This is a genomic window from Bacillus norwichensis (assembly GCF_014836955.1).
Taxonomy (GTDB): Bacteria; Bacillota; Bacilli; order Bacillales; family Bacillaceae_C; genus Siminovitchia; species Siminovitchia norwichensis.
In genome coordinates this window covers 62,272-83,434 of record NZ_JACSPV010000002.1, presented here as the reverse complement: position 1 = coordinate 83,434, position 21,163 = coordinate 62,272, and the positions used below count along the sequence as shown (strand labels likewise).

Here is a 21,163-nt window from a genome sequence, read left to right as displayed (position 1 = left end):
GATGCGGGGTTGTCATAAATTTGTGCTTTTTTCACAAGCTTCCTTGCTTTGTTTTGTCCTCACTTCATTTGGGTAGACTCATACAAATAAGTACTCTATATAAAAGAGGTGTCGTGAATGTACACATACATTACAACTGGAACATTTTTCTTCTTAAAAAAAATGAAAGACAAACATCCGGAAGACCGCATGCTTTTAATGCAAAATGCAGATACTTGCCAATTATGGCACGAAACCGAAGGGAAAACGATTTTTCAATCCCCCAGAAAATACGAAGTTATCCATTCTTCCGGACAGCTTGAACAGAAAGGCCACGTTGCTTGCGACCATATATCTATACGTGAAGAAAGTCGTCCCGTTTTTGAATATACGTTCTCAGATCACATGAAAAAAGTCGACTCGCTTCCCGGCTTCACCGCCTTCCGACTGCTTCGCCCACTATCCAGTGACACGTACATCGCCATGACAATTTGGGAGGACGAGGAATCATTAAGGAGCTGGCAACAATCTGCTCTATTCGCTGATTCTCATTCCACGGTCATCCAAGCTGCAAAGAGCACAAATGGCTTTTCCGGACCTTCTTACCTAGCTGTCTTTGTGCTGGATAATGAAGATGAGAAAAATACAGATTAGGTTTGATTATGCTGACACACCGTGCCCTGGCTGTCATATGATGCAGTATGGGAATTTGGGCTTTTGTCCCTACTGACATTTGACGCCGCAGGGAGGAATAAATGTGGGATTAGAATTGACGGCCTTACACTGGATCTATCTTCTGTTCATCGGCCTTACCATTCTGATGATGATTCTCAGACGCGATATCACGATTATTTGCATAGCTGGTGTTTTACTCCTTGGACTTACCGCAACAGGATCCGTAGCTGCAGCCATCAGCGGGATTTTTTCAAGCTTCATGTATGCTATCTCCGAACTTTTGTCCATCATCTTAGTCATTTCAATCATTACGTCCATGAGCCGAGTGTTGATGGCAACAGGAATAAATGATCTGATGATTTCACCTTTTGCCAAAATCATCAAAACACCAACACTTGCCTTTTGGACGATTGGAATCGTTATGATGATTATTTCCTGGTTTTTTTGGCCCTCTCCTGCAGTTGCTCTAATGGGAGCAGTCTTGTTGCCCGTCGCCCTGCGTGTCGGTCTTCCAGCCCTTGGTGCCGCCATGGCAATGAATCTGTTTGGTCACGGCATCGCTTTATCCGGTGATTTCATCATTCAGGCCGCACCAAAATTGTCGGGCGACGCGGCTGGAATCGCTGCCTCAGACGTGATCACAGCCAGCATTCCCCTTATCATCATAATGGGTATCGTCACAACAGTCACCGCTTTTGTCCTATTAAAAAGGGATATGAAGAAAGGTAAGCTTGACTCTATAAAAAAGTTCTCAGCGGAAGAGCTCTTGAAAAACAATGAAGAAAGCGAACTTTCCCTTCCCGTCAAACGTATTTTCGCAGCAATCATTCCTCTCTTATTTGCAGCCAATATAATCATGATGTTCACCTTGAAGCTTCAGGGTGGTGAAGCCACTGCCCTCATTGGCGGCACATCCGTATTAATACTAATATTCACATCTATAGCAGCCCATAAACAGCAGGCCTTGGAAAAAACAACAAAATTTCTTATTGAAGGGTTACAATTCGGCTTTCGTGTTTTTGGCCCAGTTATTCCCATAGCTGCATTTTTCTATCTCGGCGGAAGCGGCTTTGAACAAATGATTGGCAGTTCCTTACCTGAGGGTTCCGAAGGGATTATCAACGACCTTGGAACAGCCCTCGCAGCAGTTGTACCTATCACTAAATCATTGGGAGCTTTCACAATTGCAACAGTTGGAGTGATTACAGGATTGGACGGCTCCGGTTTCTCCGGCCTTCCACTTACAGGTTCCATTGCCGCATTATTCGGCAAAGCGATCGGATCCGGTACAGCATCTTTGACAGCTTTGGGACAGATTACAACCATATGGATCGGCGGAGGAACACTCGTTCCCTGGGCACTCATACCTGCGGCCGCAATCTGCAATGTCGATCCTTTTGAATTGGCACGGCGCAATCTAATCCCTGTTATCATCGGATTAATTGTTACAACCATTACCGCATTGTTTTTTATTTGAACCTCTCGCCCCTTAATGGGAGTCTTCTACAGGGAAATGATAAATATCTCAATTGAAAGGGAATGCACTTGTCTGTGGCATTTCCTTATTTTTCTTTGTGATCCGGTAATATCTTGAATAAAGATATAAGGCTTCCTCTATGCTATAATCGTTTTAAATAAAAAATAGGTGGTGGTTCTCATTGGAGCAGGCTCTATTTAAGAAATTAGAAGAACATTACGATGAAATGGTGCGAATTAGACGCCACCTGCATCAAAACCCCGAATTATCTTTCCAAGAAATCAAGACACCAGCGTATATCGCTGATTTTTACAAACAGCTAGGGGTTGATGTAGAAACGAATGTGGGAGGAAACGGTGTCGTTGCGCGGATCAAAGGCGGAAATCCTGGTAAAACTGTTGCATTGCGCGCTGATTTTGATGCACTTCCAATTCAAGAAGAAACTGGCCTTCCGTTCAGTTCAAAAGTGCCTGGTGTGATGCATGCATGCGGTCATGACGGTCACACCGCATCATTATTGATGATCGGTAAAGCTCTGAATGAGCTCAGAGAGGAACTTTCAGGTGAGTATGTACTCATTCATCAGCATGCCGAAGAGTTCGCACCCGGTGGGGCCATTTCCATGATCGAAGACGGCTGTCTAAATGGTGTAGATGCCATTTTTGGGACGCATCTATGGGCGGAGATCCCACATGGAACGATTAGTTATCGTACAGGTCCATTCATGGCTGCTGCAGACCGCTTTGAAATCCTGATTAAAGGCCGTGGAGGTCATGGGGCGATGCCGCATAAGACAAAGGATGCAGTTGCGATTGGCTCTCAACTTGTCGTGAACCTTCAACAAATTGTAAGCCGGAGAGTGAACCCCGTTGAATCAGCAGTTGTTTCGGTTGGCTCTTTCATCGCAGAGAATGCCTTTAATGTTATTGCGGATACTGCCAATCTGCAAGGGACAGTTAGGACATTCAGTGAAGATGTCCGCGATTTAATCGAGCAAGAAATTGAAGCAGTTGTAAAAGGAACCTGTCTCGCCAACGGAGACTGTGGATATGAATACAATTTTCACCGCGGCTACCCAGCAGTCGTAAACCATAAACAAGAAACAGAGTTTCTGGCGAAACTAGCGGCAGATGTTCCGGGTGTCACGAAGGTTGAAGAATTGGAACAACAAATGGGCGGCGAAGATTTTGCTTATTATTTACAACATGTAAAAGGCACCTTTTTCTTCACCGGAGCTCAACCCGATGATACCGAATCTCCATATCCTCATCATCATCCAAAATTTGATATCAACGAAAAATCAATGCTTTTAGGGGCTAAGACTTTGGTATTAGCTGCTGTAGAATATCAAAAACAGGCACTTTCAAAAGATGAGTCTATCGCTATTTCTTAGTAGCAAAGCAACAGTAAAGGCACCTTTTATGTCAAAGCAGAAAAAATAAAAGAGCCTCAAGAGTAGAAGTCTCCCACTTCTGTAAGTGGTGAGGTAAATGCTTATCAATACTCCATTCAGTAGGGGTTCAAACCCAGCTGAATAAAGTGAATGCCTCTGGCGGATGCTACAGATTTTTCAAAAGGATTTTATCGAGTGAGCGCAAAATTTGATTTCTTGCGAGCGGGATTCGTTTGGCTTATTCAGGCAGTGCTTTGTCTCCACCTTTCTCTGCATGAGTCCAATAAATGCTGAAAAGATTCACACCATCCAAAAAGCACTCGCGGGGCGAGTGCTTTTAATATTGCTCTATTTTCTTGATTCTCCCAGGGGCATAATGTCTCCCAAAAACAAACGCAAACAAAAGACTTACTGCTAACACCAATCCGGCATTGATAAAGCTTCCACTTAATGCAGTAGCCGCCCCGAACACCAGCCCTTGAATGGCGAGCACTTGAACCAATAAACGATAAAAGTCCAGCTTTTTATAGAGGGACGGTACTGGGTATAGATGTATCCAAACTTTTGCATCATGCCGTTTAAAAATGGGGATAAGCTGAAAGCCTGTCAAATAGAGAAAAATCAGAGATACACCAATTGCCACATATAAGTTATTGACAAAGGCTAGAATAACAGCTGCAATTAATGTCAGTCGGACAATGAGTCCTGAATATTCACTAGTCCGGACAAGCGTCCTTGAATATAAGTAGCGGAAAGTGTTTTTGTCCCCAAAGGAGATAAAGTGAAAAACAGGATCAAGCCATTTTCTTCTTCGTACCTTACTTTTTAAATGTGGCACATCCGTGAACATATTTGCCATCCTATAGAACATTTGCATTCTGCCTTGTTCTTTTTCAATCAACAGCTCCCATTTCAGCAATTTATTTTTCACTGAAGCCCTCATAAAAAGAGCAAAAGCCACCATAATCAACAGAATTGCCACCAAGAACCACCACGATGCTTTTTCCACAATAAGATAAAGCCCTGATGCATTCAAAATAAAGCGAATGAGCGGATCCGCGATCTGAGTTCCCTGATCCATTGTTTTCATTGCGTCCCAATGAATCCTTAAATTCCAATATTTCAGAAGTAACAACAATCCGAATAAATATAGAAAAGAAGCCAAGCCAGCACCGGTTGCTTTAAAATACATAGGCATAAGCGCTGCAAGCACAAAAAGAAGCAGGTACGCCTGAATTATAAAGCTGAGCTTCATCCCTTTTTTGAAATAACCCGACAGGTCCCTCTCCAGCGGCAATAAGAAAACCATGTCCCCTTCTTTCAATAATGTAATGATGGGACTAACGGTCAAGAAGAAGGCTAAAACAAGCGACATGACAAGACTGATTGGAAAGTCTGGCGTGAGTTGCTTCACCCATTGCGAATAATAATAAATGACTGCACCGCCTCCAAATATCAAGACAAACTTCATGTGATCGTTAAACATATATTTGAAGTAACGGCGCATTTCTTTTATAAATTCTTGAAGCCTTTCAGGCCATAGCTCATTTATTTGCTTCATCAGGCTCTTCCTTTGTCAATTGAATATAAATATCATTCAAAGTTGCACCACGCATGCCAAACTGTTCTTGCAGTTCTTCCAAAGTCCCCTTTGCCCGAACCATGCCATCATGCAAAATGACGAATCCATCACAAAATTGCTCGGCTGTCGACAGGATATGAGTCGACATCAATATACCCGCCCCTTGATCCTTCATCTTTTCCATCAATTCAAGCAACGACTGAATTCCGAGCGGATCAAGCCCAACAAACGGCTCATCAATAATATACAATGACGGTTCGATGAGAAAGGCACACATAATCATCACTTTTTGTTTCATACCTTTGGAAAAATGGGCAGGAAACCATTTCAATTTTTTATCCAACCGAAACTCTTTAAGCAGCGGCATAACCCTTGATTCATAAGTATCCTGCGATAATCCATAGGCCATTGCGGTTAATTGCAAATGCTCCTCAAGTGTCAATTCATCATACAGGACCGGTGTTTCCGGTACAAAGGAAAACTGCTTACGATATTTGACCAGGTCTTCCTCCAACTGCGTACCATTTATAACGACACTTCCTGAACGCGGCTCCATCAAACCGATAATATGTTTAATGGTTGTACTCTTTCCAGCCCCATTCAGTCCGATTAAACCGATGATCTTCCCTTTCTCCATGGAAAAAGAGACATCCTTCAACACCGGCTTCTTTGTATAGCCACCAGTAAGTTTTTTAATTTCCAATAAAGACATTCTCATTCGTCCTCTCGTTCAATTGATTTCATTGTAACAAAAAACAATCGTGCAAGCACTAACAACTGGTGGATTTTACCTCTTATAGATCTTGCCAGAATGCACAATATATATTTTGAAGGCAGCGGGAAAAAGCGAAGCTGGGGTGGTTGTCGTAGACACTTAACTGCAGTAAACGCGGAAAGTCAAATCAATTGCATGAACTGTAATCTACACCTCATAAGGGGATGATTGCGTTGGGCATGATAAGGTTGATCAAACGTTTCTTTAAATAAACCGATGGTTTAGATAAAGAACACTTTCCAAATTGAACCGCAAACCTTCAAATGTGCAGAGCTTAATCGCTCTGCACATTTATTATGTCTACGAAAGCAAACGCAGGGGAAAACAGAAAGTGCCGCTATTGACACTATAAATGAGCTTGCAACGTACAGAGTAGTACTAGTGCCAGGAAATTGCAATCTAAGCCTGCCATAGCCCAAGCTGACTTTTGTTGTTCCCCTTCCCATATGATAAAATGAGCTATTATATCAATACGAGGTGGAATGGACATGAGCAACTGTATTTTTTGTAAAATTGTAAATGGAGAACTTCCGTCAGCAAAGATTTTTGAAAACGAAGATATTCTGGCTTTTTTGGATATTAGCCAAATCACAAAAGGACATACACTTGTCATCCCCAAAGTACATAAAGAAGATATTTTTGAAATGGACGAAGAAACTGCAGCCAAACTTTTTTCTGCGGTTCCCCAAATTGCCCATGCCATTAAAGATCAGTTTGGTGCGAAAGGCATGAACCTGCTAAACAACAATGGTTCTTTTGCTGGGCAGGAAGTATTCCATTACCATATGCACTTAATCCCAAGATACGATGCAAATGATGGTTTTTCAACACGTTTTGTAAGCCATCAATCCGAATACACTTCTGAAGATTTACAACAAATGGCAGCCGCTATTTCCAGCCGATTGAAATAAAAGAGATTCGTGCTCCTCTCTCAACTAAGAAAATTGAAAGGCTCCTATTTATCGACGTACAAGCCGCGCCAATAGGACGTTGCAACAGGATGGCGAATTTAGTTGACAATCTTCAATTGAGATAAAAGGAAAACGACTTGCGGGAGTGCCTGTTTATCGGCTTAAACCCTCATCACAGCCAGACTGCCGCCCTCAAGCTGCCACATCCTGTCGCTTCAGTGGCATTAGGACATCCTGTTGCTTCGCTCGTACTTGTACGTCCTTTACGCCGGTGCTAGACATGAAAATCAGATATTTGAAATGTAAACTGATAAAAATTTTATACTTTCGTTACTCTGAAAAAAGGCTTCATTTTCAGAAAATATTATGCTACAATACTGTTAATCTTTCGCTGGCAGCATCAGAGCATGTCAGGATTGACATTACGAGTTGAGTTTAGAAGAGAAGAGGAGAGTTACAAATGAATACTAGAACGCTTGTGGTTTTATCGTTATTTGTTGCAATCGGCGCCGCCCTGCATTTTATTATGCCAGGAATTTATATGGGTATGAAGCCGGACACAATGCTGGCTATGATGTTTTTGGGGATTGCACTTTTCCCCGATAAGAAAAACGTGCTTTTACTAGGTTTAGTCACCGGATTACTTGCAGGCCTTACTTCAAGCTTTCCCGGAGGACTTATTCCGAACTTAATCGACAAACCGGTTACTGCCTTTGTTTTCTTTGGACTTTATTTGCTTATCGCAAAAAATATGTCCAACCTGATTGGAGTCTCCATCCTTACAGGGATCGGCACAATTGTTTCCGGTACAGTCTTCCTCACATCGGCTTATCTTATTGTCGGCTTGCCAGGACCGTTTGCAGCATTATTCGGTTCAGTAGTCATCCCTGCAACGATCATGAACGCAGTCGCTATGTTTGTCCTTTTCCCAATTGTAAAAACAATTTTAAGAAGGACAAATCTCATGCAGCAAGCTTCATAAAAGTCAATAAGAACCCCGCCTTTGGTGAGGGTTCTTATTTTACTTAGAAAAAAGGGAAAATAAAAGACCGATTATGAACAAGAGTCCACCAATGCTTCCTAAAGAACCTGCGCGAGCCCTCAACACCTTCTTTGGAGGATAAATACCGGGGCGTTGGTATAAAATAACATTATAGAACATGCCTACGAGCATCAATGTGCCCATAATGAGGAAAATAATCTGAATGAGATTCAAGTTGTCCACCTCTATCCTTTCTTTCGTAAAAAGGAAAGGAAGTTTCAAATTTTTTTGTACTTGCTTGGAGCAAAGGACTGTAGGTTTTCTTTTGTCCAGCTTCTGCGCCTAGCCCCTCGAGGTCACAAGTCTGTTCCCTGTGGTGACTGAAAGGCTGCCTCCTCGGGAACCGTCTTGTGCTTGTCGGGGCTGACCAAGGCGCTTCAGCTTTTCTTTTGTCCAGCTTCTGCGCCTAGCCCCTCGAGGTCACAAGTCTGTTCCCTGTGGTGACTGAAAGACTGCCTCCTCGGGAACCGTCTTGTGCTTGTCGGGGCTGACCAAGGCGCTTCAGCTTTTCTATATACTTATGCAAAAAAAGTGTGCACATGAACAAGTTCGGGTAAAGTGATTAATAGGAGAGTTTATTTTTATCCAGAAATATATTTACAAAAGAACAGGGTGAGGAACAATGAACAAAAAAATGTTAACTTATGGGCTATTTGTAGGAGGAGCCGTTGGTGCAGCTGCCGCTCTTTTATATGCCCCACTTTCGGGCAAGGAGCTGCGCAAGCAAATGAAGGACTCGAAAGATGAATGGATTAAAATTGCCAGTGAATTTAAAGAGAATGCAACGGATTTAAAAGAATCCGTAACGAAGCTTTCACTCGATGGAAAAGAAATCATCAAAGAGCTGGCAACCGACGTAAAAATGGCAGTAGAAGAATGGCAGCATGAAATTGAGCCTACGAAAGAAGCAATGCAAACTGAAATTAAGAATATCCAAAAAACAATTGCAGAGCTGGAGAACAAGCTGGAAGAAGGTAAAGGAGTCATACGCCCTTCCTGATTGAATCCAAGGCAAGAGATCAAATAAAGTCGCTCTTGCCTCTCTCTCAAACATTTCTTTCGAAATTTTCCAAATTTTTTTCAGATTGCATTTTTATGATTTTTTTTGCATAATAATAGAAACATCTTTAAAGCGGGGGAATAAAATGGCAAGCAAACACGTTTCCGTCAAAGAAGCAATGATCTTCAGCCAACGAATGGCCCAATTAAGTAAAGCATTGTGGAAAGCCATTGAGAAAGACTGGCAGAATTGGATTAAGCCGTATAATTTGAATATCAATGAACACCATATTTTATGGATCGCCTATCATTTAAAAGGCGCCTCTATTTCAGATATTGCAAAATTTGGTGTCATGCACGTCTCCACTGCCTTCAATTTTTCCAAAAAGCTGGCAGAGCGTGGATATCTTCAATTTTCAAAGAAAGAGCATGATAAACGAAATACGTACGTGGAGTTGACTAAGCTTGGAGAAGATCTTTTGCTTGAATTGATCGACTGCTACGATCCCGGCGCTGACTCAGTTTTCACTGGAGCTTCTCCTCTCAGAGATTTGTATGGTAAGCTGCCTGAAGCCATGGAGATGATGGCGATTGTAAGGCAAATATACGGGGAGGATTTTATGGAGATTTTCGAAAAATCTTTTAATAACCTCGAATCCGATTTCTTTGAAGAGGAAAGAAGATTGGAAAAGGCTGAAATTAACAACGCCGTATAATATCGGATATCATTTGATATTCAGCCACAGTATTTTCATTAGCTCAGGATAAACCTTTTGATTCAAGCATGCTTGGATGGTTTCTATAGGCTTAAGTTTCCCGTTTAACCTTGAAGTGAATTGTTTAAAAAGCGGAAAATGGTAAACAAACTTTTCCGCTTTTTGCTTTTCCATCTCATCTGTTAATTCTTTACAAAGCAGGGAAAAATCCTCTACTTCCCTTTCAGACAATCCTTTTTTAATAATAAGCAAATCGAAATCCTTGTTCATTGGCTGGATCATGCTCAACAACAGTTTTTGGTGATATTCCATCCTTTCGATTCGCGCTTTCAATTCGTCCATTCTCATACCTCCGTGCTTTTATCATCCATGAAATCATCAATTTGTAATGTTATAACAAAAAAACTTAAAAATTATATTGCAATTCCCTTCTATCCGTCGTACATTATGAGTGAAACTTAAACAAGTCAGGAGGGCTGTTGCCATGCATTGTTGGAAAGCCTACAATGTGCATCACAAATATCATTTTTTCCGGCGTTTCTTTATTTCCGCCATGATTTCCATATTGGTTTTTATCGTGTCCTATGTAACAATGCAGACATTTGCGGCCCGGGAATTCAATGATGAATTTTTCCTTATTTTTCTATGTAGTTTTATTTTACTATATCCGATTCATAAACTATTTCATATTCTACCAATCATGTCTTATTATAAACATATGAGATGGGAAATCGAGCGGTATTTTCGTATTATACCGGTCATAGATTTAAAAGTGGAGTATCCAATTCCTAAAGCGAAATTTGGATTGGCTCTCATTTTGCCATTTATTGCACTGAATGCACTGCTCATTGCGGCTATTTTCTTTTTTCCCCAATTTGGGCATTATGTTACCATTTTGCTTGCATATCATAATGGGATATCAGCATTTGATCTTTTTTATTTTAAAACACTTTTCTTTACACCCAAAAATGCACTGGTTGAAGAAAATGATGATGGCTACGAAATATTGGTAGAAGATGATCACCTATAATGATGCTTTCATTAAGTTTCCTGAAAACTTATGGAAGCATCATTTTTATGCTGTCTTTTTTTTGAAAAATTTGCTATCGTATGTTTATGAGATAGTTGGGGGGAGATTCGGATTGCCGGTGTTGTTTATCATATTTGCTATTTTTATTTTATATATTTTTAATAACTTAACATATTCCCTCTGTGTTCAACGGGAAATACCTGAGGAGCGGCACCCTAAAATTTTTCGTACCATCAATATATTGATTACGATTTTGCTCTTCTCCTCTTACATTGAAATTTTGTATACTTAAAAACGCTAAAAGCGTAAAGTAATATAAAGTGCTTGTGACCTCGAGGCTGGGCGCTTGCCGCCTCAAGCCGCCACATCCTGAGGCTTCGGTAGCGCTAGTACTGCCTATATGTCGACCTCGACATAGAAAAGCCTTTCTTTGAATACAATTCCCATCACAAGTTATACTTTCTTTACTCAGTAGGAAAAAAAAGAAAGGACGGCATCCGCGTGGATACCGTCCTCATTTCCTGTCACGATTTTAAACAATATTTTAATTTTAGTAAAACCAAGATGCTCCGACGATGATTAACAAGATGAACAGTACTACAATCAAAGCAAAACCTGCTCCGTATCCAGCGCCTCCGCTCACTTACATGCACCTCCTAACATTTCCTCACCATTTATTCTATTCACTCAATATTTTTATGCTTAGATATTCGCCCAGTTTTTCAGAAGTTTTTACCAAACAAACGCTGCCCCAACAATGATCAACAAGATAAACAGAACTACAATAAGCGCAAAACCTCCGCCATGGCCAAATCCTCCCATATTAATAACCTCCTTTGCTTTTCGCTATAGCATATGAAGCGGGCGGGCATGTTGGGTGAATCAAACGCCCAATTTCTTAGATTTTCGGGAAATTGTTTTTTTTCTTCAACCATCTGTGATATAGTATGATTTGTAGAAATTGAATAAACATAGACATAAAAAACAGGGAGTTGGCTTACATGAAAAAATGGGTATTATCCCTTTCCTTAGCTGCAGGAATTGTCGGTCTTGCAGGATGCGGCGGCCAAGGCGGCGATACAGTTGCTAAAACAAAAGCCGGAAACGTCACAAAAGACGAATTATACGAAGCAATGAAAGATAAGTATGGAGATCAAGCACTTCAGCAGCTTGTTTTCGAAAAAGTTCTTTCCAAAGAATACAAAGTGTCTGATAAAGAGGTAGACCAAAAAATGGACGAGCTTAAAGAACAGCTCGGGCCACAATTCCAAATGGCCCTATTACAAAGCGGCTTTAAAGACGAAGACGATTTCCGCCAGTCCATGAAAGTCAACCTTCTTCAAGAAAAAGCAGCAGCTAAAGACATTAAAGTCTCTGAAAAAGAAGTAAAAGAATATTACGAGAACAAACAAAAGGAAATTACTGCCCGACACATTTTAGTTGATGATGAAAAAACAGCAAATGAGGTAAAAGCTAAGCTTGATAAAGGTGAGGACTTTGCTAAGGTTGCAAAGAAATATTCTGTGGACACAGCTGCAAATGAACAAGGCGGGGACTTGGGGACAATTTCCATCGACGATCCTCAAATGGACGAAACGTTCAAAAAAGCGGCTTTCAAATTGAAAAAAGACGAAATCAGCAAGCCTGTGGAAACACAGTTTGGCTGGCATATCATTCAAGTAACGAACATCAAGGAAAAGAAAGACAAGAAGTCTTTTGATAAAGTAAAAGACCAGTACGAATATGAATTGAAAGTGTCCAAACTTGATCCTGAAATGATGCAAGAAACATTAAAGAAAGAGCTCGAAAAAGCGGATATCAAAGTGAAAGACAAAGATCTGAAAGAAGCTTTTGACCCAATTTTGAACGAGCCGAAGGAAGACGAGGGCGCATCTGATAATAAAGAAGAAAAATAATAACCGGGCATCCGCCCGGTTTATTTTTTATGAATATCCCTTTCGTCTAACTGAAGAGGGAACATTTCGAAACAATAGATTTCACTCTGCATCTGTTTAACTTCCAGTTTCAACGTGCTTTCTCCGTTCCTTTTCTTCCTCCATTCTTTCAATGTAGACTTTTCCTTCTTTTTCAATCCATTCCTGTTCAAACTCACGGTCTTCACGCGCTGTTTTGATAGCCATAAACGCACTGACAAATATTCCTGCGACAACGAAATACAACCAAATTGGCAAGGTCATTTTCTTTTCTCCTTTCATTGGCTAGTCCATTTACTGTAATAATATGAAAATGCAGTCAAAAAAATACCTCTCAAGAGAGAGGCATTAAGAATGGAATGTCGGCTTATAAAATGACCGGTTATCAAGCGGAAAAAATTTTTCCGAAAACTCTCCCGGTTTAACATGTTTCAATGCGCGATCCAGCATATTCATTTTTGCGTCCATATTGTCAATTAAGAAGAGGATTTCGGCCTCTTTAATCATTGGCTGTTTCGGACTCCCCCACTCTAATTTTCCATGGTGACTTAGAACGAGGTGCTGAAGGACAACCACTTCTTCTCCCTGTATGCTCAGTTCTTCGGCAGCTTTGCCAATTTCATTGACGATGATGGTTATATGACCTAGTAAGTTCCCTTCAATCGTATAAGCGGCAGCCACAGGTCCGGATAGTTCTATGACTTTGCCCAGGTCATGGAGGATAATGCCCGCAAACAGCAAATCTCGATCAAGAGAAGGATATAATTCCGCCACAGCTTTAGCCAAATCCAACATTGAAACGACATGATAACCAAGGCCCGATACAAACTCATGATGATTTTTTGTTGCAGCTGGGTATTCGAGAAACTCATCATGATATTTACGTACCAAATGCCTTGTAATCCGTTGTATATTTGGGTTCTTCATTTCAAATATATATTGTGTTACTTTACTAGATATTTCATCTTTTGATATAGGGGCTTTTTCCAGTAAATCCCCGACATTTACATTATCCTGCGGATTAGAGCGCCTGATTTTTTTTATTTTCAGCTGCATTCTCCCCCGATAATTGTGGACTTCCCCGGAAACACGCACAATCGTCCCCTGCTGGTAAGATTTTACCTCGCTGTCTGAAGCATCCCAAAGCTTTGCCTCAATATCACCGGAGCGATCTTGTAAAATGAGCGTAAGAAATGGCTTTCCATTACTCGCTACTCCTCTGAATGCACTTTTGACCAGAAGAAATAAATCCACCTGCTCCCCAACTTCATGTTCCAATAATTCTTTTAACATCCAAACGCCTGCCTCCCTTTGTTCTCCTCAAAAAATTATAACATACTCCCTCTTCCTCAAGCCTTATTATTCAGTCAAATTTGGCTGGACACCCTCTGCTGAAGATGGAAAATCTGGTCTTCAGAAAACTGTCTGGCAACATGACGATGACATGTAAATAGCAAAACCTGCGTATCATGGCTGATGGTTTGTACCAATTCAAGCATCCTTTTTGTTCTCGCTTGGTCAAAGTTGACGAATCCATCGTCAATAATAACCGGAAAGGGATATTCTTCTTTCATTACATGAACAAGCCCAAACCGTATAGCGATATAAAGCTGCTCACCCGTACCTTTACTTAACTCTTCGGGGGCAAATAAAACCCGGTCTTTCCTTTCTACTGAGAGATTTCCATCTGCCTTAACGTGAAGATGACAATACTCATAATCTGTTAGGAATGAAAAATATTCAGCCGCTTTTTGAATTACCTGCGGAAAGCGATAATCCTTATATTTTTTCATTATTTTTTCAAGCAAGTTCAAAGCAACGGCCAGTTTGGCCCAGTTTCGTGACTCTTCGTTGAAAGTTGAACGCATCTGACGGAAAAGATGCAATTGTTCCGTATAGGTGCCTCCCTCTTCCAAAAAAGATAATTTCTGATTTAAAGACGCTAAGATATTCCGATCTTCCTCCAATTGCTGTGATTTCTTTTCAATATCAGCTTTTAAGTCATTCATTTCAGCTTGTATTTCTTTCTGAGACTGGAAAGGATTCGTTACTTCACCTAACTGTCCTTCAAGCAAAGCCAGACGCTCCAATAAGATCTTCTTTTCGTCAGATCGCTTGGCTTTTTCACGAAAATTCTCTTCATTATCAACTTGAGCAGCTTCAAAAAGCTTCGCCATATTGGACCGGATGGCGGAATCTTCATTTTTAAGCTGTAAAACATCTATATTCAGTTCAGACAATTTTTTTTCAAGCTCTTTTATGACAATCTTCTTTTCCTGTTCTTTTTTCAAGGTCTCTTGAAGAAAGAACACCGCCTGTGCAGGCTCATGAACAGTTTCTCCAGCATTACTTACAAGTTGAAAGAGTCCTTCAGTCCAATCCCCCTGCTCCTTCTGGAGCCTTTCCTTCCTATCCAAAGCCTCATTTAATTGGCGGCTAATACTCTGAAGGTTTTTAAGCATTGAAAATGCATCCTCCATTTTCAGATGGGAAAAATCTTTATCCAACCCAAGCTCCATTTTAAATTCGTTCAGTCTTCTTTCCTCAACATCGACAATTCTTCGCAATTTGCGAAAAGAAATTTCCATTTCCTCTAGTCTTTGCTTCTCTTCCTCGAGCCGTGCATAGTTCTCTTTCCACTTTATTCGCAATCGTTGCTGCTCTTCGTACCGAGATGCAATATTCCCATCTCCAACAGCCCTTTTAAACTGTTCCTCCAATTTTTGCAGCTCCTGCCGTTTCGCTTTGAGAGTATCGTTTATGAAATCCATTCCGATTCCCTCAACTTTTCTAAACAGGAAGTAACCGGTAAATGTCACTCCTAATATGCCGGCAATAGTCATTGGCCATTGTTTGGATATGAAACTCCATATGAATATCCCGAGCGAGATAAATAGAAATGCAGCTGAAGTAATAGAGGTCTGCCGTTTCTTTTTTTGAAGCATATTTTTCTCATGCTTTTTCCTCTTTTTGAGCTCCTCGACTTCTTTTTCAAGCCTTGATTTTTCCTCTTTCAGGCTCGCAGTAGATGTCTGCCCCTCATAATGGATTCTCCATTCTTTAAAAACACTTTCACTCACAAGCTGCCGCTCTGTCTCTTTGCATTTATTTTCAAGCTCCATGACCGTTTTTCTGCCGTCTTCGAGCCGATCCTCCAAATCTTTTAGCCGATCTTCAAATCTGATATATTGTTGAAGAGTTTCGGTCATCCTCCCTTTCATATCAATCCCTAAATTCAAGCTGTTGATCTCTTCGACCTTTTTGGCAGGATAATGAAGTTCTGCAAGAAAGGCATCAACTTTTTTTCGTTCCTCAGTAATAGAATGATCCAAGTTGGACAGCTCTCGCAAACTTTGTTCTTGCTGGGGCCATTCGTGAATAAATATTTGCGCTTTATTTTGATCAAATTCCTGTCTAAGAGCATTTTCCTCTATTTCTTGTTCAATAGCTCTAATTCGCTGATGCACGGTCTGCAATGTACTGGATATTTCAAGCAGCCGGTCATGATATTTTTCCAATCTCTTTAAGCCCTCTGCCGGAAAATGAACAGGCCCAATTTCAAGAAGGCGCCGTCTGATTTGCTCGTTTTCCATAATAAGCGGCCAGCTTCTAAACAATTCATTGACAGCTTCAAGTTTCATTTTATTTTGTTTGAGAATTTCTTTCGTTGTTTCCACTCTGCTGCTGATTTCTTGGATTTCAGTTAAAAGTGATACGTATGCTGCACTCTCCTGTTTTGCTCTTTTAAGCTGTTGATCTTGTTGACGTAGGTTTTTCAACAGGTCATTGAGCATCGGCCTGCGGCCTCCAGGTTTAAACAGCTCTTGAAGCTCCTTCTGGATTTGTTGTTCTACCCTTAGAAGCCCATCAGTTCCGATAGTTGCAGCTGCAATCAAATATTTTCCAATTTCTTCTTCCTTTAGGTGTTGGATCTCCTGAAGTCCTTGAAGATCACAGGAAAAAATGCTCCGGTACATTTTTTTATCCATTCCGTTCAGCAGCTTCGGAAGAAAATCTGCCGCTTCCACAGGTCCATCTTCGAGTAAGACAGTGACATCGCCTGCTGCTTTTCCTTTTACCCGTTCAATAACCACCTCTCCATATTTCTCTGTTTCAAAAATAAGCTTGCCTCCGTATGATGAATGCGTTTTTGGTTCATATCTTAATTCGGATTGCTGCAGGGTGGGAAATCCAAAAAGGATGCTGTGGATAAAAGACATGATTGTAGATTTGCCTGCTTCATTTTCCCCATAAAACAATTGGAGATTTGAAAGGTTGTCCACTATAAAATCTTGAAGCCTTCCGTAACCATAGATATGTATTTTTTTAAATTTCAAGAAACCCGCCCCCTTTAGTCCGCTTCAGACAGATATCTAAGTACCAGCTTCTTTGCTGATTGCAGTATCTGTTCTCTTTCCGCCCCATCAATATTATCAAGGTATCTGCTGCCGTATGTATGCGAAAATAAATCGGATACAGCTTGTTCAAATGCATCTGGCTGGAGCAACTCCTCAGCTGTTTCTTCAAGAACATTCAAAAATGCATCATCGGAAATAAGGCTTTGTTCGTCTATTAAATCTTCCTCAAGTTTCACTTGATAAGGCCAAATAAAATCATCGTCAAGAAAAACTTCATCCTGGAGCACTTCAATAAACTCCCCATTCTCGATTGTTTTCAACAATTTTTTGGAAAGGTAATAGGGTTTGTTGATTATTAATTGACAAAGGATACTTTGCCCCTTACTTTCAAGAGATTCCATCGCCGACGAACATGAAGTATATAATTGTGTCATTCCCATGTTTTCCTTCAAATCGATATGGACTGTTTCCCATCTGATATCCGCTGTTTCAATGAATTCCAGCTCCGTTTGTCCATCTTTTGTCATCGCGACAAAATAACAGCCTTTTTTCCCTTCTTCTTTTCTATGCCGTCCCTGCGTATTACCTGGATAAATAATATATGGATCCGAATGCAGTATCCTGCTTTTATGAATATGCCCAAGCGCCCAATAGTCCATAGCTTTTTCCTGCAATTCACGTACCGTAAATGGCGCGTACGGCTGATGGAAGCCTGAACGTCCATCTTCACTTCCATGAAGCATCGCAATATGCAAATCTGCACCAGGTACTTTTTCATATCCATCTATTTTTCTTGTCAGTACATGCCGTTCTGGATAGCTGAACCCATAAACATGAACCGAAATGCCATTTTTAGCTGTAAAAAGGAAGGGTTCAGGGTTTTCATTAAAAACATACACATTGTCTGGCATATCCAGTTTCACCCAGTCACCAGCCATGTGATCATGATTGCCATATGTTATAAAAGCCGAAATATCCTCTTCCTCTAGCCGCTTTAACTGCTTTCTCAAACGTGCCTGCGCCTTAATGCTACGGTCTTCTCCATCAAATAGATCTCCTACGAACAAAACAAAATCGACACTCTTTTCAATAGCTGTGTCAACAATTCGTTCCAAAGCGGAAAATGTACTTTCCTGAAGGCGGCCGAACAATTTATCAGGCAATTTATTTAAACCGAGAAAAGGACTGTCCAAGTGCAAATCTGCAGTATGGATAAAACGAATTTGCTCCAATGTCGTCACCTCAATCGAATATACGTTCTATCATTATACATGAACGGACAAATTTCTTCCATATCCTCTCACATTGCACTTTTCCCTTTTTCAAAAATATGTAACAATAGATACAAGACAAGGAGGCTGAAAATGGGAATTTACAAAATTACCGCCTTTGAGCCCTCAGGAGAAAAACTGATGGATGAGAGCTTCGAGGCTATGGATGACAGGGAAGCCAAAGAAAAAGGAACAGCAATCCTTACAGATAAAGGGCTGCTTAACAGAACACACCGTTGCTCGTCCCCCGCTGGGAAACTGCTTTTATTCCATCGTTAACAGAAAGAAGACTGCCCAATTGGAGGCAGTCTTCAGTACCTTTACTCAAATTTATTTTTTTCGGAACTGATCAGAAAAGGTTTATCCAAACCATCCTCAGGCAAATCAGATTTCTTTAAATTGTTTAAGAATCCAAGGCGATACTGTTTTCTGAAATGCTCTTTGACCATGTACGCCACACCATTATCATTATTTGTTCTTGTAATCCAATCCGCGGCATCATGAACCTCCTTCAAAGCATTCCCCATAGCCACGCCAAGCCCGGACCATCGCATGAGTGGTAGATCATCTACACCAGCCCCAATAGACACCACTTCATGCTTGCTAATGCCATACTGACTGCAAACAAATTTTACAGCCTCCAGCTTAGAGACTCCTGCTGGCACTATGGACACTTTCAGAGGCTCAGTAGGAATACAAACAACCTCACTATACATTTTATTGATCGCCGTCGTGGCATCAGCCATTTCTTTTTCATCAAAAAACACTATTTCAAAGTGAGGCGGGGAAACCGGCTGATCCACCAGTTTTTCACTAATGGAGTCAACATACCGTTCTTGGTAAACAAAGCGATTAGCCGATTGAAAAACAACCTTTGCCATCATATTGTTCGGCAGCTTTATTTTATTACCGATTAAAAACTTCTCATGAACAAGTCGGATTTGGCATGAAAAAGACTCTAAAAACGCAGTAATTTCACTGGCAATCTGCTCATGGATTCTTTGAACATAAATCGGTTTGTTCATATTCTTTGCAATAAACGCACCCTGGTGAGCAATAATATAATCTTTTATCTTTAAAGACTTTGCCGTTCGTTTTGCTGCAGGAAAATTCCTTGCTGTTGCCAATACTATATGAACCCCTTTTTGAAGAGCGAACTCAATCGCCTCACGGGTTTGCTTATGGATGCGGCCATTATCTTGCAGCAACGTTCCATCAATATTTAAAACAAGCATTTTATAGGTCATGATGCTCCCCCTTTGCGAAGGTTTTGCCTCTTCTTATTTATACGAGACACGCCCATTATATAGAACCGGAAATTTGAGAAATTCCCAGCGAATATTGTTACGGGGATTTCGGAAAGACTGCTTAAATGTTCCAACCATGAGCCAACTTTTAATAGGGTTACTTTTATTCAGATAGCATTCGTTATATAGGGAAGATTCAGATATTATTTTTCCGTTCGAACCGTATATAAAAAGGCCCCTCACTTGGATATAAAAAGTCCCACCATGGTACGCATTATAAAGAGGCGTGGTGGGTTCTGTTACTTATATTATATGTTGTTACCTTTAGTATTGTCTACACATACGTTATTTAAGTTTGCCGATTTTCCTGCTATCAATCAGTCCTTGGGATGTTTTACAGTCATTTGGAAAATGGATGGTGCGTTTATCGAGTTATGTAGCACAAACAAAACGAACGAAAATCGTACATTTTGACAAGGATATTTAATTGCCGCATTCAAAGGGTCAAGTTCTTGATTATTGCGGTTGAAATGAGCCACTTATGCAGAGTTTTGAGCCACCGATTGCGGAGAATAGAGCCACCAATTGCGAAGCTAAGAGCCACTAATGGTACAACCGCTTTTTCAAGAAGAGATTCAGAGCCACAGCAAAGCTACTTGCCATCGACTGTAACGCCCGATTCTTTGCATTTGGTGAAGGGGTTGGGGCCCCGCCAACGAATGTTTAGAATCGGATTGTCCGTGTTATCATATTTGAGCGGGTGTGCCTATTTGGCATTTGCGAAAATAATTTAACAGCGAATTTTCAATTTGGATTTCTTCAGTTCAGCATTATCAATACCAGTATGTTCTTTTAAAAATTCCTTTACTTTAAGGTTATCCTCTTCATTATTTAAAGGACTCAATAAAATTTCCATTTCATGAAAGACAATTTCACTAAAATAATAGTCGATATAATCAGTTTTGAAAGACATTTCACGTAAATCAGATTTCATTAGTTCGATCATTTCCTCTGGTTCTCCTTGCAAATACCTCCCATGCAAGTTATTTCGATGGTATTCTTGAGGAACAGCAATGAGCCTATATCTCCATTCTGATTGCCCCGACCAATAATCCCTTTTAAATCGACCGATATATCGTGTGTCTAAATTAAAGCCTGCTACAGTAGAACTACAGTTATTACCTTTTTCCACCTTTGTATTTGCTACAGGAAGATTAATCAAAAATTCATCTTGTGTATAGGTAACTGGCATAAGTTCAGGTAAATAAGGTGGGGATATAGAAACATCGTATTTATCACCAAGACTTTTACTGTAAGGAATCAAAGAATTCTCATCCATGTCAATATGAAAAAAGTCCTTTGGCAGACCTATTCGCACCCCATTATTACCACCTGTGTAGTTCCTCCACATTTCAACTGATTCTTGCTCCAAATCAGTCCAACAAGAAACAAAGCATATTCTACCAATATCATCAAAATCTAAAGTTACCGATTCTTCCATATCATCTACAATACCAAGACTAGAAAATCGAAATGTTTTATTTTTTAAAATCAACTCAAAAGTTTCTATGCTACAGTAATGGTATAATAAATTGCTCATACAATCTTCACCTCAATAATTATTTATCACGCAAGACTTCCTTAATTATCTGCGCCATTTGTTTATTGTTTAATTGATCATGGAAGTATACTTTATATCCATCTTCAAATAGCTCATCGAAGAATACCTTTGCACATTCTATTTTTTGCGTTTTCCGTACCACGTATATTTGTC

Annotated in this window: 22 protein-coding genes; 11 read left to right on the top strand and 11 right to left on the bottom strand. The window is 40.4% G+C overall.

Annotated elements, in window-relative coordinates; translation table 11 throughout:
* Positions 1-117 precede the first annotated feature (117 nt).
* The 3 genes from H9631_RS01780 to H9631_RS01770 all read left to right on the top strand — a co-directional run bounded on the left by H9631_RS01780 (position 118) and on the right by H9631_RS01770 (position 3,524).
* Positions 118-633, top strand: a complete 516-nt coding sequence (locus H9631_RS01780; RefSeq protein WP_191809540.1) for an antibiotic biosynthesis monooxygenase family protein — start codon at positions 118-120, stop codon at positions 631-633.
* A gap of 103 nt (positions 634-736) precedes the next feature.
* Positions 737-2,131, top strand: coding sequence for a hypothetical protein (locus H9631_RS01775; RefSeq protein ID WP_191809539.1), 1,395 nt, complete (start codon positions 737-739; stop codon positions 2,129-2,131).
* A 181-nt stretch (positions 2,132-2,312) separates the two neighbouring features.
* Entirely contained in the window at positions 2,313-3,524 is a 1,212-nt protein-coding gene (locus tag H9631_RS01770) for a M20 metallopeptidase family protein (RefSeq protein ID WP_318246756.1), read from the top strand.
* 337 nt (positions 3,525-3,861) lie between these two features.
* On the opposite strand, the gene H9631_RS01765 is transcribed toward H9631_RS01770, so the two are convergent.
* Both H9631_RS01765 and H9631_RS01760 read right to left on the bottom strand, forming a co-directional pair.
* A complete protein-coding gene (locus tag H9631_RS01765; RefSeq protein ID WP_191809538.1) occupies positions 3,862-5,085 on the bottom strand; it encodes an ABC transporter permease in 1,224 nt (407 codons plus the stop codon).
* Complete coding sequence (locus H9631_RS01760) at positions 5,069-5,818, bottom strand: ABC transporter ATP-binding protein (protein WP_191809537.1); 750 nt, start codon at positions 5,816-5,818, stop codon at positions 5,069-5,071. The genes H9631_RS01765 and H9631_RS01760 overlap by 17 nt, the downstream gene beginning before the upstream one ends.
* Before the next feature lie 551 nt (positions 5,819-6,369).
* Between H9631_RS01760 and H9631_RS01755 the strand changes: the two genes are divergently transcribed.
* The 4 genes from H9631_RS01755 to H9631_RS01740 all read left to right on the top strand — a co-directional run bounded on the left by H9631_RS01755 (position 6,370) and on the right by H9631_RS01740 (position 9,549).
* Positions 6,370-6,792 (top strand): HIT family protein, encoded by a 423-nt coding sequence (locus H9631_RS01755; RefSeq protein WP_191809536.1) that lies wholly within the window; start codon positions 6,370-6,372, stop codon positions 6,790-6,792.
* 460 nt (positions 6,793-7,252) lie between these two features.
* Positions 7,253-7,774: a tryptophan transporter gene (locus tag H9631_RS01750; RefSeq protein WP_191809535.1), complete on the top strand. Its 522-nt coding sequence runs from the start codon at positions 7,253-7,255 to the stop codon at positions 7,772-7,774.
* A 682-nt stretch (positions 7,775-8,456) separates the two neighbouring features.
* Positions 8,457-8,834: a YtxH domain-containing protein gene (locus H9631_RS01745; protein ID WP_191809534.1), complete on the top strand. Its 378-nt coding sequence runs from the start codon at positions 8,457-8,459 to the stop codon at positions 8,832-8,834.
* A gap of 145 nt (positions 8,835-8,979) precedes the next feature.
* Entirely contained in the window at positions 8,980-9,549 is a 570-nt protein-coding gene (locus H9631_RS01740; RefSeq protein WP_191809533.1) for an HTH-type transcriptional regulator Hpr, read from the top strand.
* 9 nt (positions 9,550-9,558) lie between these two features.
* On the opposite strand, the gene H9631_RS01735 is transcribed toward H9631_RS01740, so the two are convergent.
* Positions 9,559-9,891, bottom strand: coding sequence for a DUF1878 family protein (locus tag H9631_RS01735; RefSeq protein ID WP_191809532.1), 333 nt, complete (start codon positions 9,889-9,891; stop codon positions 9,559-9,561).
* 142 nt (positions 9,892-10,033) lie between these two features.
* Between H9631_RS01735 and H9631_RS01730 the strand changes: the two genes are divergently transcribed.
* Positions 10,034-10,579, top strand: a complete 546-nt coding sequence (locus tag H9631_RS01730; RefSeq protein ID WP_191809531.1) for a DUF3267 domain-containing protein — start codon at positions 10,034-10,036, stop codon at positions 10,577-10,579.
* Positions 10,580-10,691: 112 nt separating this feature from the next.
* Positions 10,692-10,871 carry a hypothetical protein gene (locus tag H9631_RS22245; protein ID WP_120116547.1) on the top strand — a complete coding sequence of 60 codons (180 nt, stop codon included), beginning with the start codon at positions 10,692-10,694 and terminating at the stop codon, positions 10,869-10,871.
* Positions 10,872-11,129: 258 nt separating this feature from the next.
* On the opposite strand, the gene H9631_RS01725 is transcribed toward H9631_RS22245, so the two are convergent.
* Together H9631_RS01725 and H9631_RS01720 are read right to left on the bottom strand one after the other, a co-directional pair.
* Entirely contained in the window at positions 11,130-11,222 is a 93-nt protein-coding gene (locus H9631_RS01725) for a YjcZ family sporulation protein (RefSeq protein ID WP_018705486.1), read from the bottom strand.
* A gap of 89 nt (positions 11,223-11,311) precedes the next feature.
* Positions 11,312-11,401, bottom strand: coding sequence for a YjcZ family sporulation protein (locus tag H9631_RS01720; protein ID WP_191809530.1), 90 nt, complete (start codon positions 11,399-11,401; stop codon positions 11,312-11,314).
* Between the two features lie 179 nt (positions 11,402-11,580).
* Between H9631_RS01720 and H9631_RS01715 the strand changes: the two genes are divergently transcribed.
* Complete coding sequence (locus H9631_RS01715) at positions 11,581-12,495, top strand: peptidylprolyl isomerase (protein ID WP_191809529.1); 915 nt, start codon at positions 11,581-11,583, stop codon at positions 12,493-12,495.
* 96 nt (positions 12,496-12,591) lie between these two features.
* Here the strand turns inward: H9631_RS01715 and H9631_RS01710 are convergent, their stop codons facing one another.
* The 4 genes from H9631_RS01710 to H9631_RS01695 form a co-directional block, all read right to left on the bottom strand.
* Positions 12,592-12,777: a sporulation YhaL family protein gene (locus H9631_RS01710; protein ID WP_191809528.1), complete on the bottom strand. Its 186-nt coding sequence runs from the start codon at positions 12,775-12,777 to the stop codon at positions 12,592-12,594.
* A gap of 84 nt (positions 12,778-12,861) precedes the next feature.
* The gene (yhaM, locus tag H9631_RS01705; RefSeq protein ID WP_191809527.1) at positions 12,862-13,806 is read right to left on the bottom strand and encodes a 3'-5' exoribonuclease YhaM; all 945 of its coding nucleotides are present in this window, start codon (positions 13,804-13,806) and stop codon (positions 12,862-12,864) included.
* A gap of 74 nt (positions 13,807-13,880) precedes the next feature.
* Positions 13,881-16,850 carry an ATP-binding protein gene (locus H9631_RS01700; protein ID WP_191809526.1) on the bottom strand — a complete coding sequence of 990 codons (2,970 nt, stop codon included), beginning with the start codon at positions 16,848-16,850 and terminating at the stop codon, positions 13,881-13,883.
* Positions 16,851-16,864: 14 nt separating this feature from the next.
* The gene (locus H9631_RS01695) at positions 16,865-18,112 is read right to left on the bottom strand and encodes a metallophosphoesterase family protein (RefSeq protein WP_404801701.1); all 1,248 of its coding nucleotides are present in this window, start codon (positions 18,110-18,112) and stop codon (positions 16,865-16,867) included.
* 123 nt (positions 18,113-18,235) lie between these two features.
* Between H9631_RS01695 and H9631_RS01690 the strand changes: the two genes are divergently transcribed.
* A complete protein-coding gene (locus tag H9631_RS01690; RefSeq protein WP_191809525.1) occupies positions 18,236-18,421 on the top strand; it encodes a YhzD family protein in 186 nt (61 codons plus the stop codon).
* Positions 18,422-18,462: 41 nt separating this feature from the next.
* On the opposite strand, the gene H9631_RS01685 is transcribed toward H9631_RS01690, so the two are convergent.
* Together H9631_RS01685 and H9631_RS01680 are read right to left on the bottom strand one after the other, a co-directional pair.
* A complete protein-coding gene (locus tag H9631_RS01685) occupies positions 18,463-19,389 on the bottom strand; it encodes a Cof-type HAD-IIB family hydrolase (RefSeq protein ID WP_191809524.1) in 927 nt (308 codons plus the stop codon).
* 790 nt (positions 19,390-20,179) lie between these two features.
* The gene (locus tag H9631_RS01680; protein ID WP_191809523.1) at positions 20,180-20,989 is read right to left on the bottom strand and encodes a DUF2971 domain-containing protein; all 810 of its coding nucleotides are present in this window, start codon (positions 20,987-20,989) and stop codon (positions 20,180-20,182) included.
* Positions 20,990-21,163 lie beyond the last annotated feature (174 nt).

Coding starts and splice junctions, on each gene's coding strand:
- H9631_RS01765 (WP_191809538.1), bottom strand. CDS start 5,085: ATGAAGCAAATAAATGAGCTATGGCCTGAAAGGCTTCAAGAATTTATA.
- H9631_RS01780 (WP_191809540.1), top strand. CDS start 118: ATGTACACATACATTACAACTGGAACATTTTTCTTCTTAAAAAAAATG.
- H9631_RS01735 (WP_191809532.1), bottom strand. CDS start 9,891: ATGGACGAATTGAAAGCGCGAATCGAAAGGATGGAATATCACCAAAAA.
- H9631_RS01755 (WP_191809536.1), top strand. CDS start 6,370: ATGAGCAACTGTATTTTTTGTAAAATTGTAAATGGAGAACTTCCGTCA.
- H9631_RS01750 (WP_191809535.1), top strand. CDS start 7,253: ATGAATACTAGAACGCTTGTGGTTTTATCGTTATTTGTTGCAATCGGC.
- H9631_RS01710 (WP_191809528.1), bottom strand. CDS start 12,777: ATGACCTTGCCAATTTGGTTGTATTTCGTTGTCGCAGGAATATTTGTC.
- H9631_RS01685 (WP_191809524.1), bottom strand. CDS start 19,389: ATGACCTATAAAATGCTTGTTTTAAATATTGATGGAACGTTGCTGCAA.
- H9631_RS01715 (WP_191809529.1), top strand. CDS start 11,581: ATGAAAAAATGGGTATTATCCCTTTCCTTAGCTGCAGGAATTGTCGGT.
- yhaM (WP_191809527.1), bottom strand. CDS start 13,806: ATGTTAAAAGAATTATTGGAACATGAAGTTGGGGAGCAGGTGGATTTA.
- H9631_RS01680 (WP_191809523.1), bottom strand. CDS start 20,989: ATGAGCAATTTATTATACCATTACTGTAGCATAGAAACTTTTGAGTTG.
- H9631_RS01740 (WP_191809533.1), top strand. CDS start 8,980: ATGGCAAGCAAACACGTTTCCGTCAAAGAAGCAATGATCTTCAGCCAA.
- H9631_RS01730 (WP_191809531.1), top strand. CDS start 10,034: ATGCATTGTTGGAAAGCCTACAATGTGCATCACAAATATCATTTTTTC.
- H9631_RS01720 (WP_191809530.1), bottom strand. CDS start 11,401: ATGGGAGGATTTGGCCATGGCGGAGGTTTTGCGCTTATTGTAGTTCTG.
- H9631_RS01760 (WP_191809537.1), bottom strand. CDS start 5,818: ATGTCTTTATTGGAAATTAAAAAACTTACTGGTGGCTATACAAAGAAG.
- H9631_RS01745 (WP_191809534.1), top strand. CDS start 8,457: ATGAACAAAAAAATGTTAACTTATGGGCTATTTGTAGGAGGAGCCGTT.
- H9631_RS01690 (WP_191809525.1), top strand. CDS start 18,236: ATGGGAATTTACAAAATTACCGCCTTTGAGCCCTCAGGAGAAAAACTG.